Genomic DNA, 15,171 nt, shown 5'->3' with positions numbered 1-15,171 from the left:
GGTGGGGGAGGAGGTCAAAGGCGGTCACTCCCGCATGCCGTGATCCCCCACCGGGTGCCGTCCTCATGGTGCGGCGGACTCCGGTCGAAGACTCAGGCATGACGAACTCACGCACACGACGCGCGGTCCTCACGGGCGCGGCCCTCCTCGGAGCCGGCGGACTGCTCGGTGCCGCCCCGGCCCCCGGCGCCACGGGCCGGGTGATCGCGGAGCGGAGGCCGGACGAACGGCTGGTCGAGCTGACCCTCGACTCCCCGGCGCTGGGCGGCCCCGCCACCGTGGCGCTGCTGACCCCGCGCGGCTGGGACCGGCGCCGTCCCGGTGACCGCTGGCCCACCCTCTATCTGCTCGCCGGCGGGGACGGCGACCACACGACCTGGACGACCCTGTTCCGGGTGCAGGAGCTGGCCGAACTGCGCGATGTCCTGGTCGTCATGCCGGGCATGCCGTTGTTCGGGTTCTGGACCGACTGGTGGAACCAGGGGAAGAAGGGCGCGCCCCGGGTGCGTACGTACTTCCTGCGCGAAGTCATGCCCCTGATGGAGGAGAGTTACGGGGCCGGGCCCGTCCGGGCGGCGGCGGGGGAGTCCCAGGGAGGCTTCGGCGCACTGGGTTTCGCGGCCAGGACTCCAGGGCTGTTCGGTGCGGTCGCCGCCTTCGGGGCCCCCGTGCACCCGGTCCGGCACCCGGAGATGTGGCTCTCGGGAGCCAGGTTCCTGGAGGTGGACGGCTACGCGATCTTCGGCGACCCGTGGAAGGACTGGGAGGTCTGGCTCGACTGGGATCCCTACCACCGCGCCGAGGGACTGCGCCGTACGGCCGTCTATCTGGCCTCCGGCGACGGAACCCCCGGCCCCCTCGACGGGGAGGAGCCCGATCCGCATATTCCGGGCACGGAGAAATGGGTCGCGCTCGCCGATGACGATGTCGTCTCCGTCACCGAAGCCGTCTGCTGCGAGGAGACGCGGATGCTCAGCGGCCGGCTCACGTCCCTGGGCGCCCCCGTGACCACGCACATCTACCCGGGCACCCACAGCGGGACCTACGGTTACCGCGAGCTGCGCCATGCGCTGCCGGTGCTGATGCCGGCCCTGCGCCGGTGAAACGGACAGGCGCCTGCCACCCCGTCGAGGCCGGTCCGCCCGGCCGGGATCCGGCCCCGGCGGCCGGACCGATCACAGTTCCCTGACGAGCGGGTGGTGCGAGCAGCGGAAGCCGCCGGCGAACGGGGTGACCGCGTCGTAGGGCAGCGTATGCACCGTGACGTCATGCGCGGTGAGCGCTTCCGCCAGATGGGAGAGCCGTTCGTCGACGACGACTTCGCCCGGTGCCAGCACCAGGCTGTTGCCCGCCAGCAGGTTGACGGCTTCCCGGAGACCGATGTCGATCAGTTCCCAGTCCGCGACCGGTGCCGGGACGCCATCGGCGAACTGTTCACGGCAGATGACCGCCAGCCCCTCCCGGACGGTGGTGAGGCCGTCGTCCAGATGGATGACATCCGCGGTGAGAGGCACCTCATGGACGCGGTATCCGCCGCCGAGCCGCTGTGCCAGCCAACGGGCGCCGGCCGCGTCGGACGCCGCGCCGCCCCGCCCCAGCCCGACGAGGATGTCGCGGCCCATGAGCAGGACGTCGCCGCCCTCCAGGAAGGGGCCGGTGGCCGCCGCGATGTCCGGGACCGGTACGGGAGCCGGTGGCGGCATGACGGCCCAGCTCGCTCCCCTCGCCACGGCCTCCTCGAACACCGGCCGCAGGCCGAAGCGTTCCTTGTAGCGAACCGGCAGCCGGAGCGCCGATTCGACGACCAGGTCGCCGACCACGATCATCGGGTCGCGCACGAACGTCTGCATATGGAACGTGCCGCTGTCGCCGTACGGCGCGAGTTCGCTCTCCGTCAGCTCGCGCGGACGATGGACCTTCACCCCGCGGCCGGTGAGGAAGCGGGCGAGCCCCTCGACCTGTTCGACACACCGGCCGTAGCCGTCGGGATCCGCCACCGACCACGGCAGACCGGCCCACCGGGGCATGTCGGCCCTGGTCCGTTCGGGCAGGAACCCCAGGGACGCGGGCACCCCCGAGGCGAGCGCGGCGGGGAACGTGAAGTCGATGACACGTCCGACGACCGTTTCCCTGAGGACGCCCCAGTCGTGGGTGACGTTGATCCGTTCGGATGCGGTCATGAGTCCGTCTCCTTTCCTGTCCGTACGGCGGGACGTACGGCAGCGATGACCTGCGGAACCTGCGGAACGTGCGGCTGTGCCGGACAGCCGCGGCGGGCGGGCGTGCCGGCGGGGCCCGCCCGTCAGGGCAGGCGGTGCCAGAAGGCGAGCCGGTGCCCGGCGGCGTAGTCGACGGGCCCGATGTGGTCCGGGGCCAGTGACTGGGTGTACGGAATATCGGCCTCCGGCATGAACCGGGGCCACTTCGGCAGGCCGGGACCGTTCGGCGTACCGGTGCGGGCGAACCGTGCCCAGTAGTCCGTCATCGTGTCCGAGAGCCGGACCTGGGCAGGGGTGAAGCGGGACGTGGCCTCCTTGTCCTCGAAGAGGTACGGAGTGTCCCCGGCATGGTAGGCGCCGAACGGGAACCCGCCCGGCAGCGGGAGGTACATCGGGGCGTCGCGGTCGGCGAACTCGTAGGCGTAGGTGGGTGTGTGCCGGCCGAGCGCGGAGTTCTGGGCCCAGGTGCCGCGGGCCCACATGCGGTCGGTGACCACGGTTGCCCAGGCCAGCGCGGGCGAGGCGAAGCCGTCGGCCGGATACCGGTCGCGCACGGTGCCCGCCAGCGCCCCGAAGGCCGTGTCGAGCGCCCGGTCGTAGTCGTCCTCGGTGAAGACACGTCCCACGGCGTCGTACAGCATGCCGACGAACAGCCGGTGCTCGTCCCGGGTGGCCCCGGACAGCACGGGAATCCGCGGGAAGCGGCCCGCGCGCAGTGGTTCTTCGGGAAGCTCCGGCAGCACGCGGTTGCCGAACGCGAAGGCTTGGAAGAGGTTCATGACGTGCGGCATTTCCAGCACCTTCTTCACCGGCAGCGCGCGCAGACATCGCAGCGCCCGTTGCGGGACCGGGTCGGAACAGCCCAGTGCCCGAGCCGTCGTGACGCCGGTGTCCGCCATCTCCCGGCCGGTCCGCCAGGTGTACCAGGGATAGGCGGGAATGCCCGGCCCCATCACCCCGGCGGGCATGTCCATCATTCCCTCTCCGCTGGAGAGGATCGCCCGGTGGAACAGCCCGCGGGCGCCGGGCGAGACCAGATGCGCGGTGATCGCGGCCGCGCCGAAGGACGAGCCCGCCACCGTCACCCTTCCGGGGTCGCCCCCGAACACGGCCGCATTCCTCCGTACCCAGCGGAGCGCGGCCTGCTGGTCCTGGAGCGCGAACGTCCCTGATCCCTCCAGCCCGGGGTGGGCGAAGCCGCCGAAGACGCCGAGCCGGTAGTTGACCGTGACGACGACCACGCCGCGGGCCGCGAGACGCCGGGCGTCGAAGAGGCTGCCCCCTCCCACCGTGCCGTCCCCGTGGATCCAGACCATCACCGGTGCACGGCGGCGGGAGACGGACGGTGCGGGAGCCGTGACATTCAGAACCAGGCAGTCCTCCTCCAGGCTTGAGACATCGGCGTACTGGGACGGGACCTGCGGGCACAGCGGGCCGGGTTCCGTGGCATCCCTGACTCCCTTCCAGGGGCGCACCGGGCGAGGTGGCGCCCATCTGTGCGCGCCCTTCGGCGCTCCGGCGTACGGGATGCCGAGGAAGACGCGGTGGCCGGCGGTCCGGATGCCGCGTACCCGGCCGTCCTCGGTACGGACCACGGTGGTGGTGTCGTTCCGGGCCGCCGCGGCCGGTGCGCCTGCGGGAGCCGCTGCCGCTGCCATCGACACGGTCACTCCCATGAGTGCGGCTGCCACGGCACCGCGCTTCCCTGTCATGTCCGGACTTCTCCTTCGGGAGGATCTGAAGGCATCCGAGCGCACCGCAAGGATGGTTCCTTGTGGTGTGATCGGCCGGTTTGCCCTCCCGCTCCACGACGGCGGCGGGATATCACCTGAATGTCGTCCCCGCTGCGCAGGGGATCGGCGCGGTGCGCTGTGTCAGGGTTGGCGGGTGAACGCCTCTCGATGTGAACTGCTGCGCTGGCAATTCGACTTGACCTGGTCGTTGTTCGACTATCACCTGGACCGGCTGGAGCCCGAGGACTTTCTGTGGGAGCCCGCCGAGCTCTGCTGGACGGTACGCCGCGGCAGTGACGGAACATGGGTGCCGGACTGGGCCGAGAGTGAGCCCACGCCTGTTCCGGTCCCGACGTCGGGCTGGGTCAGCTGGCATATCGGCTGGTGGTGGAGCGTGACCATCGACCACCTCCAGGGGCGGGTGCCGAGGGAGCGGGAAGAGATCACCTGGCCCGGTGACGGAGAGGCCGCCATCGCGTGGCTGCGTGATCTGCGTACGGACTGGCTGTCGGTGCTGGAACGGCTCACGGACGCCGACCTGGATGCCGTCGCCCCGTTCTCCTGGCACGACGACCCCGCCCACACCGTCGTGCACACGGTGGCCTGGGTGAACGCCGAGTTGATGAAGAACGTGGCCGAGATCGGCCAACTCCGGCTCCTGCGGGCGGTGTCCACCGGCTGATCCCCGCCTGTCCGGAGAGGCTTCCCCCGCGGCCCCGGATCCGCCTGCCGCGGGGGTGCCGAGGCTCCCGGGCGGGCGGCGTGACGGCGTCGGCCCGGGAACCTCGGGGGGCTGGCGCCAAACAGGGGACTCGGACCTGGGCGCAGCCCGTTCACCTTCTCGCGCCGGACGGAACCCGCGCGGTGACGCGCGGGCGGAGGGACCGGGCGTCACCTCATCGGCTGCCCGCCGTCCCTGCCCCGCGCCTCCACTCCTTCCAGGTGAGCGCGCGGATCCCGTGACGGGCGCCGGTCAGCAGCGGACCGACGCCAGGGGGCTCATCATGTGTGGGGCATCGGTCCGCGACGCGGTGGACATCGCCTACCCCCAGGTGAGCGGGTCGAGATGGAGATAGAACCGTTCACGGTCCCGGTCGAGCGCGATGCCGTACCGGTCGGCGAACGCGTCGTCCGCGGAGCGCGCCTGCCGGGCGTCGGTCCAGGTCTCCCGGGAGTTGGCGAGAAGCAGCGCGATGTCGGCGTACGGGTCGGCCGCTCCCAGGCGGCCGAGATCGATGAAGCCCGCCACATCCATCGTCTCCGGATCGAGGATGATGTTGGGCAGGCACAGGTCCCCGTGACAGACGACGGCCTCGGCGGCCTCCTGGGCCAGGCGCCGGTCGAGTTCGGGGACGAGGCGCGCGAGCAGTTCCGCGGGGGGAGTCCGCCGCTGGTCCTCCGGCAGGAACTCCGGATCGACCGCACCTCTCGCGACGACATCGCGGGCCCGCGCGAACATCCGCGCGAGGTCACGGGTGAACGGGCACCCCCGTAGGGGCAACCCGTGCAGACGGCGCACCGCATCAGCGATCGAACCCCATGCCGCCCGGAGTTCCGGAGCCGGGACACGATCGGCGGTGACCCCCACGACGGCACTGGTGACCAGGCAGGACCCGTCGGGAGTGACGCGCCAGTCGAGCACGCGTGGACCTGGAACGCCCTGCCGGCTCAGCCATTCGACACGGTCCCGTTCCTCCGCCAACGGGGTCGCACGGTCCGCCGGGACACACTTGGCGAACCGTGAGCCATCCGCCGAACGAAAGACAGCGGCGTCGGACTCACCGGCCGTGACGGGCTCCCAGCCGCCCTCCCGCAGCAGCTCTCCGAATGACGGACCGATCACATCGACCATCCCCACGAAGCGCGACCGAGGCCGCCGGAGGCAGCGGGAAACCGCGCGTATCCGGCTTCGGAGGCAGAGGTTCTCCTGGGCATCAGGCGTCGATCACGGCGGCGACAGCCTCGATCTCGACGAGCTGATCGTCGTACCCGAGCACCGTGACACCCATCAGGGTGCTGGGAACGTCATGGTCACCGAACGCGTCCCGGACCACCTCCCACGCGGTCACCAGGTCCTCCTGGCGAGTGGAAGCGACGAGGACCCTTGTACTGATGACGTCCTGCGGAGACGCGTCGGCGGCGGCGAGAGCGGCCCGCATGTTCTCGAAAGCCTTCGCCGCCTGGCCCGCGTAGTCCCCGACCGCCGCCGTGGAGCCGTCCTCGTCGAGCGGACACGCCCCGGCGAGGAAGATCAGCCGGGACTCCGCGGGCGCGGTGGCGGCGTAGGCGTACTCGACGACGTCGGACAGGACGGAGGAGCGGATCAACGTAACGGCACGAGCCATGGTCGTACACGTCCTTTCGCTTCAGGCATGGGACAGAGGCCATCCTCGCAAGGTCCCTCGGACGGCGCCCCAGCTTTTTCGCCCGTTGCCAGGAGGGCTCGCGGGCCGCGGCCCCCCCCGGCCGTACGGGCGAGTCCCGTACGGCCGGAGCCACCGCCCGGCCGCGTCCGGCCGCTGCGTCACGCGAGGACCCCGGCCTCCACCGGAGTCAGCGGCCGGTCAACAGCGCCTCCAGAGCTTCCGCCGTCGCGGGGTGGCGGCCGGTGAGCATCGCGCCGGACGCGGTGGAACCGGGTGTCTCCCACACTCCGTCGCAGCCCAGCAGGGCGGCCACCGCGTCGCAGGCCGCCGGGTGAGCGGCGAGCAGCACGCCGGTGCCGGTGCCGGGCGCGGGGCGCACAGCCTCGTCGGCAGACTGGTCCAGCCAGGGCGGCACCCATGCGTCCAGCGCCGCGAGCCGGCCCGGGAAGATCCGCCCCGCCTCGCGGATCAGCAGGGGAGCCAGCTCCGCGCCGTCGGCGCGCAAGGTGCTGATCAGGGTCGGCAGCCACGGCAGCAGCACCGGATCCGGCAGGCGTGCGAACGCGCTCGACACCCGCTCCACGACGAAGTCCGACAGCTGCGGCACCGGTTCCAGCGCATGGAGGAAGCCGCTGAGATAGCGCGGATAGGCGGACACCACCAGGGGGTTGCCCAGCATGTCCTCGCAGCGCGTCCGAAGGCTCGCCCGGGACAGCTGCCCCAGATGCGTCTGAGCTGCCCACAGCAGCGCCACCTTGGCCTGCTCCTGCGGATGCGCCTGTGCGACCGCCAGCTCCAGCTGGGTTCGGTCGCAGCCGAGCGACAGCGCCAGATTCTCCATGCTGAACAGGAAGCCCAGCATCGCGGCGACCTGACGGACGGTCGCGTCCTCGTCCGTGAACGCCGTCGGCAGCAGGGTGCAGTAGTGCGCGTAACCGGCCTTGACGAAGGACTCGATCCACGGCGGCAGCACCGGTTCGGCGGTCCGGTAGTACGCCAGGAGCCGGCGCACCCGGCGCAGCACCTCCGGCGCGCCGTCCACGCCGCGCTCGGTCGTCAGGATCTCCAGGGCGCGCGTGCCCAGCTCGTCGGCCAGGCGACGGCTGCGCAGATACAACGTCGCGTCCTCGACGGCCTGGAGGGCGGTCGCCGCGGTGGCGTGCGGGCCGTACACGGTGCGCCGCAGACGCTGCTCCAGGACCTGCTCGATGCTGACACCCTCGTAGCCGAGCTCGATGAGGGCCCGCTGATGGGTGCCCAGCGCCAGGTCCCAGGACTCCTGGATCGGCCGCTCCCCGAGCTTCCGCTCACCCATGATCGGCCGCGCGGCGTTCTGCGGCAGCAGCCGGCGCAGCATCCACAGAACGTCGGAGCACCGCTCCAGTTCGGGCCGGGACGCCATGTCGAGCAACGCCCGTTGCACACCACGCTGCTGGAGCTTGAGATCCAGCGGCGCGAGCCGGTCGTGGACGTCGCGGGCCAGGGGCGGCAGCGCGTCGTAGCCGACCTGGCCGACGCGGTCGCCGCCCATCATGATCTCCACGAGCCGGCGCACATCGCGCCGGCCCGGCACGGCGTCCTTCTCGATACAGGTGATCGCCGCGTCCTGGAAGTCGTACGGCGTGGGCCTGGCCCGGTCGCGCATCCCGGCCAGCAGGATCGATGTCTCGAACACGGCGATGGCGTCGGCGGTGGAGGCGAGGTAGCCGTTGCGGCGCGCGGCGCGCACGATCTCCACCGACCAGCCGAGGAGTTCGCTCTCGTCCAGGTGGTCCAGGGCGGGCGGACGCCGCAGAAAACCGGTGAGCCTGTCCGAGGGCGCTTCCGCCGCCGGGGGGACGGGCTGCGCCGCGGGCCTGCCGGGCTTCGACGCCTTCTTCGTACCCGCCTGCCCCACGAGCCGGAACGGCCGTACCTTCGCGCGCTTGAGGTTCGTCGCCCACTGGGCCGCGGCGATGGACACCGAACCGGCGGCAAGGCCGAACTGCGCCTCGATGGCCGCGTGACTGGAGGGGATCAGGCCGTGCTGCCAGGTGCTCGCGCCGGGCGGGCTGATCTCGAACGTGTCGGTGCCGTGGACGCCGAACTCCGCGACCCGGCTCGCCGCGTGGAAGGCGCCGCAGACGTAGAGGCAGTCCGCGGGGTCGGTACCGGACGCGGCGAGGTGTTCGCGCATCCGGGTCCACATGTAGCGCTCACGGTCCTCGTCCGTGCCGGCCCGCTCGGGATCACCGGGCGCCAGCCGTCGGAACAGGCTGCCGATCAGGAGCATGACCTGCCGGTAGGTGTCGTGATCGCTGTCGCCCAGGGGGAGTTCGACGTACTGGTGCCACCACTCCGACCAGTGCCGCACCCGTCCGTGGTGCAGCAGGTGTTCCTCCAGTTCGGCGAAGCGCGGCCGCAGGTCGCCGATCTCCACACCGACCGCGTCGCCGTGCAGCGCGGCCTCCTCCTCGGCGGGCGGCGCGTCGGGACCGGCGGCCGGTTCGGCGGACCCGGTGCCCTGAGTCTGCCACTGGAACACATGGTCCGAGGAGCGGTCGACGAGGACCAGCTCGACGCCCGGTGTGTCCAGCGCGTACGCGATCGCCTGGTACTCCGCCGACGCCTCGGTGATCGGAGCGACGACGGACAGCGGCGCCCATTCCGCCGGGAAGCCCTGGACCTCGCTGGCGAACGCCTGCACCGCCACCGGGAGCCGGCAGTTGCGCAGCTCGGGCAGGAGCGGCGCCATGTCCTCGCACAGCTCCAGATAGACGACCTTCGGCTGCTTCTCCCGCAGCCGCCGCGCCATCGCGATCGCCGAGGCGGGTGAGTGATGGCAGACGGGGAAGATCTCCAGCGGTTCGCGCACCGCGCGGTCGACGTCGTCGACCATGCCGAGCAGGATGCCCTCCAGCGCGTCGGGCCCGTCGGCGAACACGGAGGCGGCCTCCTCCAACTGCGCGCGCAGCGCGTGGAAGGCCGACCCTTCGGGCGCGGTGCTCATGACAGGGTGGCGATCGCGTCGCGGCCGCCCTCCAGGAACTCCGGCCAGGACCCGCCCTCCTCCTTGCTGCGCGGCTCGACGACGCCGTGCAGGTACTTGTTGAGGATCGCCAGGTCCTCCGGCTCGCGCCGCGCCAGGGAGCCGACGAGTGACGAGGCGAGGGCACGGGCGGTCAGCGTGTGTTCGCCGAAGAAGTTGCTGTGCAGGATCGCGTCCTCCAGCACACCGATCTGCTCGGCGCTCGACAGCGCGGACTCCAGCTTCTCGTCGTCGCTGCCCGCCGCGGCGGCGGAGGCGCGCAGATCGGCGAAGCTCTGCAGCAGTACATCCAGCAGCGTCGGCGGCACATCCAGCTCGATCCGGTGGCGGCGCAGCAGCTCCTCGGTGCGGAAACGGACGATCTCCGCCTCGGCCTTCCTGTTCGTCACGACAGGGATGCGGACGAAGTTGAAGCGGCGTTTGAGCGCGGACGAGAGGTCGTTGACGCCCCGGTCGCGGCTGTTGGCCGTGGCGATCACGGAGAAACCGGGCTTGGCGAAGACGATGTTGTCGCTGTCCAGCTCCGGGACGGAGACGTACTTCTCCGACAGGATCGAGATCAGCGCGTCCTGGACATCACTCGTGGAGCGGGTCAGTTCCTCGAAGCGGCCGATGGCTCCGGACTCCATCGCGGTCATGATCGGCGAGGGGATCATCGACTCCCGTGACTGGCCCTTGGCGATCACCATGGACACGTTCCACGAGTACTTGATGTGGTCCTCGGTGGTGCCGGCCGTGCCCTGCACCACCAGGGTGGAGTTGCGGCTTATCGCGGCGGACAGCAACTCGGCCAGCCAGCTCTTGCCCGTTCCCGGATCACCGATCAGCAGCAGGCCGCGGTCGGACGCCAGAGTGACAATGGAGCGCTCGACGAAACTGCGGTCGCCGAACCACTTCTGCGGGATCTCCCGGTCGAGGCCGTCGGAGCGCTCCGACCCCAGGATGAACAGACGGACCATCTTCGGGGAGAGGCGCCAGGAGAACGGCTTGGGGCCGTCGTCGACCGACTCCAGCCAGTCCAGCTCCTCCGCGTACTTGATCTCGGCGGGGGCGCGCAACAGGTCGGACATATCGGGGCCTTTCTTAAGTCTTAAGCGAGAAAAGTCTTGAGCTCATGAACAAGCTTGCGAATGTGGCCGGAGAGCACCGGCGTGCCGAGATCCTTGAAGCGCTCCCGGAACCACGGGTTGACGCTGCCGCGGCCGGCACTGTTCACCGATCCGACGGGGATGAACCTGGCCCCCGAGCGGTGGATGGCGGCCATGTTCTCGAACAGTTGTTCAACGCGTGTCTCGTAGAAGTCCGAGATCCACACCACGACGGTGTTACGGGGCTCGGCGATCTTGGGCTGGGTGAGCGACATGGCGACCATGCCGTCGTTGCCTCCACCGAGACGGGTGCGCAGCAGGGTCTCGAAGGGGTCGTGCACCCACGGCGTGAGGTCGAGCGCCCGGGTGTCGTACGCGATGAGGTGGACGTCGACCTTGGGCAGCCCGGCGAAGATCGAGGCCAGGATCGTGCAGTTGACCATCGAGTCGACCATGGAGCCCGACTGGTCGACGACCACGATCAGCCGCTGGGGCGTCGTCCTGCGGGCGGTGTGGCGGTAGTGGAGGCGGTCGACGTACAGCCGCTCCTCCTCGGGGCTCCAGTTGGTGAGGTTCTTCCAGATCGTGCGGTCGATGTCCAGGTTGCGGAAGACCCGCTTGGGCGGCACCGAGCGGTCCAGCGCGCCGACCGTCGTTCTCTCCACCTGCGTACGCAGCACCTCGGCGACTTCATCGACGAAACGGCGGATCAGGGCCTTGGCGTTGGCCAGGGCCACACCGGACAGGTTGTCCTTGTCGCGCAGCAACTGCTCGATCAGCGACATGCTCGGCGTCAGCTGCGCGGCGAGCCGCGGATCGGCGAGCACCTCACGAAGGCGCATCCGCTTGACGAGGTCGGCCTCGATGGCACCGAGCTCCGGGCCGAGGGCGGGAATCAAGCGGCTGAGATCGGGTGCCGCCCTGCGGCTCCCGGACCCGTGCGGTCCCACGCCGTGGCCCACCGCGCCCCCCGCCGGCCGGCCGCCGCGCAGCCCGCCCGGCTCACAGCCCAGCGCACGCTCCAGCCAGCCCGCGTCGGACTGCCAGCGCGACAACTGCCCGGCGGTGACCGTTCCGGAGCCGGGGGCGAAGACATTGAGCAGCACCTTCGACACCAGCGCCGCGCGCCGTACCTCGGCGGCGCGGTCACGTCCCTCGTCCCCCGGGCCGCCGTCCGCGGCGCTCCCGGGTGCGGGCACCATCAGCCCGTCGAACTCGTCGGCCAGCTCGGGGTGGCGCTGCACGATCGCGCCCACGGACGCCTGCGGGTCCAGCAGCGCGGCGGGCAGGTCCATGTTCTCGACGACCGCGAGGCTCGACGACTCCAGCGTCGCCTGCTCCTCGGGGTCGAAGAGCCTGGCGAGGAGCCGCCAGTAGAGAACCTGTCGCCGGTTGTCGTGGGCACTCACCCCGGGATCCTGTTCCGTCATTTCCGCAACAGCCTTCCGGCGCGCTCGCGCAGTACCGCGGCGGCATCGGTCGCGGCCTTCTCGGCCCTGGCTCCCGCCTTGTCGGCGGTGCCCCCGGCCCAGGCCCCGGCGTGAACCGCGACGGCCTTCTTCCGTACGAGCGTCTCGACGGCGAGCGGCTGCACGCTGTACGTTCCGTCGTCCCAGCGCAGCAGTCCGACGCATGCCTTCGACGCCGCCACGGCCTCGGGGGTGAGCGGTCCGGCGGCAGGCACGCGGTCGGTGTCGACGGCCAGGCCGTACCCGGCGACGGTGAAGGTCAGCTTCTCCCCGTCGGTCCGCGCCTCGTACCCCTCCAGGAAGACGGGCACAGCGATGCGTGCCGGGTGCCGGTCCAGAGGGGCGGTCGGCGAAGCGGTCGCGGTGGGCAGCGCCACCCGGGCCGTGGTGAGCGCGTCGGCGGGCTCGCCCCGGCGCGCGTGCGCGTCGCTCCAGAGGAGGTCTCCCTCGGCGGTGAGCGGCATGCCGGTCAGGTGCATCGAGAGGCCTTCGCCCAAGGCCGCGAGAAGTGACATGTGCGGGCGGAGCAACTGCCAGAGACCGGCTCCGAGGACCGTGTCGGGCTTCGGCACCGATACGGAGGCACGCACCAGCCGGGGTGCCGTGCCGTCCGCCGGCTCGAACACCGCGTGCACCTGGGCCTGTACGGCGGTGGGGTGCTCGTGCACATCCACGCCGAGGGGCAGGAGGCGGCCGGTGGCCGGACCGGTCATCGGTACGCCGGCGGCACCCGGCAGGGTCAGCAGCATCGCGCGTGACCACAGGTCGGCCCAGCGGCGTGCCGGAATCCGGTCCAGCGCCGCGCCGGGGCAGGAGGCGGCGAGTTCGGCGGCGAAGCCGTCGAGGAGCGCGGCCGGGCGGCGCAGGGCCGGGTCCGGAAGCATCGCGGAGACGACCGGCGCCGCCCCGGACACCAGGTCGTGGTCGATACCCCGCCACCCGGCGCGCGCCAGATCGGACAGCCAGGACCGGGCCGCGACGAGCAGGTTCGTCTCCTGACGCGCGCCGGGCGCCGGCACGGTTCCCTCGCCGCGCGACCGGCCGGTCGCCTCCTCGACGCGGTCCATCAGCGCGTCGTGGACGGAGCCGAGCAGCGCGGTGCGGGCGGCGGCGAGGGCGACGAAGTGGTCCTCGCCCGCCGCTCCGGCCGCGGCCTTCTCCGCCGCTTCGGTGACCCTGGCGGCCAGCGGTGTCCCGGCGACCGCCCGGGCGATGTCCGCCAGTCCGGCGGCCTCGGCCGGCCGGGGGCGGAGGAGGCCCGCGACCAGGGCCCGGTCGAAGGAGTCGACGGCGGTCAGTGCCTCGTCCAGACCGGCGATGGACTCGGCGAGCAGGTCGGTGCGCATCAGGCCGCCGCCCTGGTGGGCGGGAACCACTGCATCTCCGGCAACGGCACGGTGGCCGGGGCGAGTTCCAGATAGGCGAGGTGGCGCAGGAAGCGGCTGAAGACGGGTGCGGCGGCTCCGGTGTCCCCCTGCGGGGGACGTGCGCCGGTCATGCCGGAGGTGATGGACTGCGCGCTCGGCTCCCCGTCCGCGTCCTCGACCCGGAGGTAGCGGGCGACGCGCTCGGCGCCGTACTGGAGCACCGCCTCGCTGATCAGGGCCCGGAGGTGATTGCAGAACGAGCCCCGGGCGCCGCCGCAGGGCCGGTTGTTGTTGGTGCTGCACGTGAACGCGTAGGTGCCGGCCGCGACCGACGAGACATAGACCCGCGCGATGTCCGAACCGCTGGACACCACACCCTGCAGGCGTCCGTCGGCCAGCTCGACGAACGGCACCTTGGCGAGTTTGCGTGGCCGAGCGGGTGGGATCACCCGTGCGGTACTCGACCTCTCCCAGTCGGACAACTCACCATCTCCTGTACGCCAGAGGGAAGTCCACGCCACAGCGGCGGGACACGACTGAACATACTTGCGACCACTGACAACGCCGATCGGATGCGCCGTCGGCCGCCCGCGGCACGGGGCCTGGAGTGATGGGCGTACGGGAGGGGGAGGGCCCGGCAGAGGCTTTGCCGCGGCGGCGGCCGCAGCACCTGTGGTGCGGGACGGCGTCGATCTGTTCGGTCACCCGTCACCCCGTCCGTCCGCTCCCGCAGGAAGTCGGCATGGCCGTTGTGGCGGGCGTACTCCTGGATCAGCAGCACATGGACCCAGCGCAGGCTGAGCGGCAGGCCGCCGGAGGACAGGAAGGTCTCGTCGAGGTCATGCCCGGCCGCCGCGGCGTCGCACGCCTCGATCTCGTCCCGGAATCGTCCGAAGTCCCGCTCCGCGTCGGCTGCGCGAACTCCGACGAGCCCCTCGTCGCCGTCCGCGGGGCCGGTGAACACGGCACCGACCGCCTCACCGGCGAAGCCTCGCCGGAACCACCAGCGCTCCACCTCCGCCATGTGCCGTACCAGCCCGAGGAGGGTGAGGTCAGACGGCTCGACCGTCGTCCTCGCCAACTGGGCCGGTGTGAGCCCCGCGCACTTGGCGAGCAGGGTCTCCCGGTGCCAGTTCAGCCGGCCCTCCAGCATCTGACGCTCGGGAACGGTGCCCAGGACGTCCAGCAGTACGGTGCGCTCCACCAGCGGTGCTTCCCATGTCATGCACCCACCCTCGTCGCCGTCCGGGTGAATGCCAACAGACATACCGCCCACGTCCGTCCGGAGCCGGGCGGGCGGCCGTGCCGCCTCCGCTCCCGCCGGCGGTCCGATCCCCGCGGAACGGACCGGTCGCTTCAGCCGACGGGCAGGCCGCGACGCGTGTGCGGTTGCGGTGTCTCCGGATTCCCGGGTCTCACGAAACGCCGGCATAGAGGTAGACACCGGGCTGCGCGGGATCGGCGACCATCAGCACCTGCTCGCCGGCGCGGGGTATCTGCAGCTTCGACACGATGGTCTGGAGCTCGATCCGGCCGGCCACCCCGGACGGCTGGGGGACCAGATCGACGACGAGTTCGACGACCGGGTCGAAGTTGACCAGCTTGCCCGTGTCGGTGATCGATACGACGACGGCGGGCACGGGGGGCACCCCCATGGCGATCAGCTGCTGGGCGGTGAGGCCGGTGTTGTAGGCGCCGACCGACTCCTGGAGCCGGGCGAAGTCCTCGCCGCCCACGAACGCGCGCGTGGCCCGGCCGTAGAAGCCCTTGCCGCTCGCGACCTTGTTGGCGATCTCGTGAGCCCGCTCTTCGCGGCTCTTGCGGTGTCCGAAGAGTCCCATGATGTGCTTCCTCTCTGCTGCTGCCATGCGTCGGCGTGCCGGGCACCGGTGGTGAGCAGC

The 15,171-nt window shown here is 71.4% G+C and carries 13 protein-coding genes; 2 read left to right on the top strand and 11 right to left on the bottom strand.

Annotation, left to right across the window (positions count from 1 at the left end; genetic code table 11):
* Positions 1-98 precede the first annotated feature (98 nt).
* A complete protein-coding gene (locus OHA98_RS23100; RefSeq protein WP_266928645.1) occupies positions 99-1,103 on the top strand; it encodes an alpha/beta hydrolase family protein in 1,005 nt (334 codons plus the stop codon).
* A 72-nt stretch (positions 1,104-1,175) separates the two neighbouring features.
* Here OHA98_RS23100 and OHA98_RS23095 read toward each other — a convergent pair whose 3' ends face one another.
* Positions 1,176-2,180, bottom strand: coding sequence for an amidinotransferase (locus OHA98_RS23095; protein ID WP_266928644.1), 1,005 nt, complete (start codon positions 2,178-2,180; stop codon positions 1,176-1,178).
* 122 nt (positions 2,181-2,302) lie between these two features.
* Positions 2,303-3,931, bottom strand: coding sequence for a carboxylesterase/lipase family protein (locus tag OHA98_RS23090; RefSeq protein WP_266928643.1), 1,629 nt, complete (start codon positions 3,929-3,931; stop codon positions 2,303-2,305).
* A 175-nt stretch (positions 3,932-4,106) separates the two neighbouring features.
* Between OHA98_RS23090 and OHA98_RS23085 the strand changes: the two genes are divergently transcribed.
* Complete coding sequence (locus tag OHA98_RS23085; protein WP_266928642.1) at positions 4,107-4,634, top strand: DinB family protein; 528 nt, start codon at positions 4,107-4,109, stop codon at positions 4,632-4,634.
* A 360-nt stretch (positions 4,635-4,994) separates the two neighbouring features.
* Here the strand turns inward: OHA98_RS23085 and OHA98_RS23080 are convergent, their stop codons facing one another.
* The 9 genes from OHA98_RS23080 to OHA98_RS23040 all read right to left on the bottom strand — a co-directional run bounded on the left by OHA98_RS23080 (position 4,995) and on the right by OHA98_RS23040 (position 15,111).
* Complete coding sequence (locus OHA98_RS23080) at positions 4,995-5,804, bottom strand: APH(3'') family aminoglycoside O-phosphotransferase (RefSeq protein WP_266928641.1); 810 nt, start codon at positions 5,802-5,804, stop codon at positions 4,995-4,997.
* Positions 5,805-5,886: 82 nt separating this feature from the next.
* Positions 5,887-6,297 carry a RidA family protein gene (locus OHA98_RS23075; protein WP_266928640.1) on the bottom strand — a complete coding sequence of 137 codons (411 nt, stop codon included), beginning with the start codon at positions 6,295-6,297 and terminating at the stop codon, positions 5,887-5,889.
* 208 nt (positions 6,298-6,505) lie between these two features.
* Positions 6,506-9,307: a DUF5682 family protein gene (locus OHA98_RS23070; protein WP_266928639.1), complete on the bottom strand. Its 2,802-nt coding sequence runs from the start codon at positions 9,305-9,307 to the stop codon at positions 6,506-6,508.
* Positions 9,304-10,416: an AAA family ATPase gene (locus tag OHA98_RS23065; RefSeq protein WP_266928638.1), complete on the bottom strand. Its 1,113-nt coding sequence runs from the start codon at positions 10,414-10,416 to the stop codon at positions 9,304-9,306. The genes OHA98_RS23070 and OHA98_RS23065 overlap by 4 nt, the downstream gene beginning before the upstream one ends.
* Before the next feature lie 20 nt (positions 10,417-10,436).
* Positions 10,437-11,864, bottom strand: a complete 1,428-nt coding sequence (locus tag OHA98_RS23060) for a VWA domain-containing protein (protein ID WP_266928637.1) — start codon at positions 11,862-11,864, stop codon at positions 10,437-10,439.
* Positions 11,861-13,279 (bottom strand): hypothetical protein, encoded by a 1,419-nt coding sequence (locus OHA98_RS23055; protein ID WP_266928636.1) that lies wholly within the window; start codon positions 13,277-13,279, stop codon positions 11,861-11,863. The genes OHA98_RS23060 and OHA98_RS23055 overlap by 4 nt, the downstream gene beginning before the upstream one ends.
* Entirely contained in the window at positions 13,249-13,752 is a 504-nt protein-coding gene (locus tag OHA98_RS23050; RefSeq protein WP_266928635.1) for a hypothetical protein, read from the bottom strand. The genes OHA98_RS23055 and OHA98_RS23050 overlap by 31 nt, the downstream gene beginning before the upstream one ends.
* Positions 13,716-14,495, bottom strand: coding sequence for a DinB family protein (locus tag OHA98_RS42755; protein ID WP_323179625.1), 780 nt, complete (start codon positions 14,493-14,495; stop codon positions 13,716-13,718). The genes OHA98_RS23050 and OHA98_RS42755 overlap by 37 nt, the downstream gene beginning before the upstream one ends.
* A gap of 190 nt (positions 14,496-14,685) precedes the next feature.
* On the bottom strand, positions 14,686-15,111 hold the full coding sequence (locus tag OHA98_RS23040) for a hypothetical protein (protein WP_266928634.1): 426 nt from the start codon (positions 15,109-15,111) through the stop codon (positions 14,686-14,688).
* Positions 15,112-15,171: the final 60 nt, after the last annotated feature.

It is taken from the genome of Streptomyces sp. NBC_00654 (assembly GCF_026341775.1).
Taxonomy (GTDB): Bacteria; Actinomycetota; Actinomycetes; order Streptomycetales; family Streptomycetaceae; genus Streptomyces.
The sequence above is the reverse complement of the archived record's forward strand: the minus strand, read 5'-3'. Positions and strand labels throughout refer to the sequence as shown.

Bases quoted from the DNA above. Each gene is read 5' to 3' on its own strand.
- OHA98_RS23065 (WP_266928638.1), bottom strand. From the start codon at position 10,416: ATGTCCGACCTGTTGCGCGCCCCCGCCGAGATCAAGTACGCGGAGGAG.
- OHA98_RS23080 (WP_266928641.1), bottom strand. From the start codon at position 5,804: ATGGTCGATGTGATCGGTCCGTCATTCGGAGAGCTGCTGCGGGAGGGC.
- OHA98_RS23060 (WP_266928637.1), bottom strand. From the start codon at position 11,864: ATGACGGAACAGGATCCCGGGGTGAGTGCCCACGACAACCGGCGACAG.
- OHA98_RS23075 (WP_266928640.1), bottom strand. From the start codon at position 6,297: ATGGCTCGTGCCGTTACGTTGATCCGCTCCTCCGTCCTGTCCGACGTC.
- OHA98_RS23100 (WP_266928645.1), top strand. From the start codon at position 99: ATGACGAACTCACGCACACGACGCGCGGTCCTCACGGGCGCGGCCCTC.
- OHA98_RS23090 (WP_266928643.1), bottom strand. From the start codon at position 3,931: ATGACAGGGAAGCGCGGTGCCGTGGCAGCCGCACTCATGGGAGTGACC.
- OHA98_RS42755 (WP_323179625.1), bottom strand. From the start codon at position 14,495: ATGACATGGGAAGCACCGCTGGTGGAGCGCACCGTACTGCTGGACGTC.
- OHA98_RS23095 (WP_266928644.1), bottom strand. From the start codon at position 2,180: ATGACCGCATCCGAACGGATCAACGTCACCCACGACTGGGGCGTCCTC.
- OHA98_RS23070 (WP_266928639.1), bottom strand. From the start codon at position 9,307: ATGAGCACCGCGCCCGAAGGGTCGGCCTTCCACGCGCTGCGCGCGCAG.
- OHA98_RS23040 (WP_266928634.1), bottom strand. From the start codon at position 15,111: ATGGGACTCTTCGGACACCGCAAGAGCCGCGAAGAGCGGGCTCACGAG.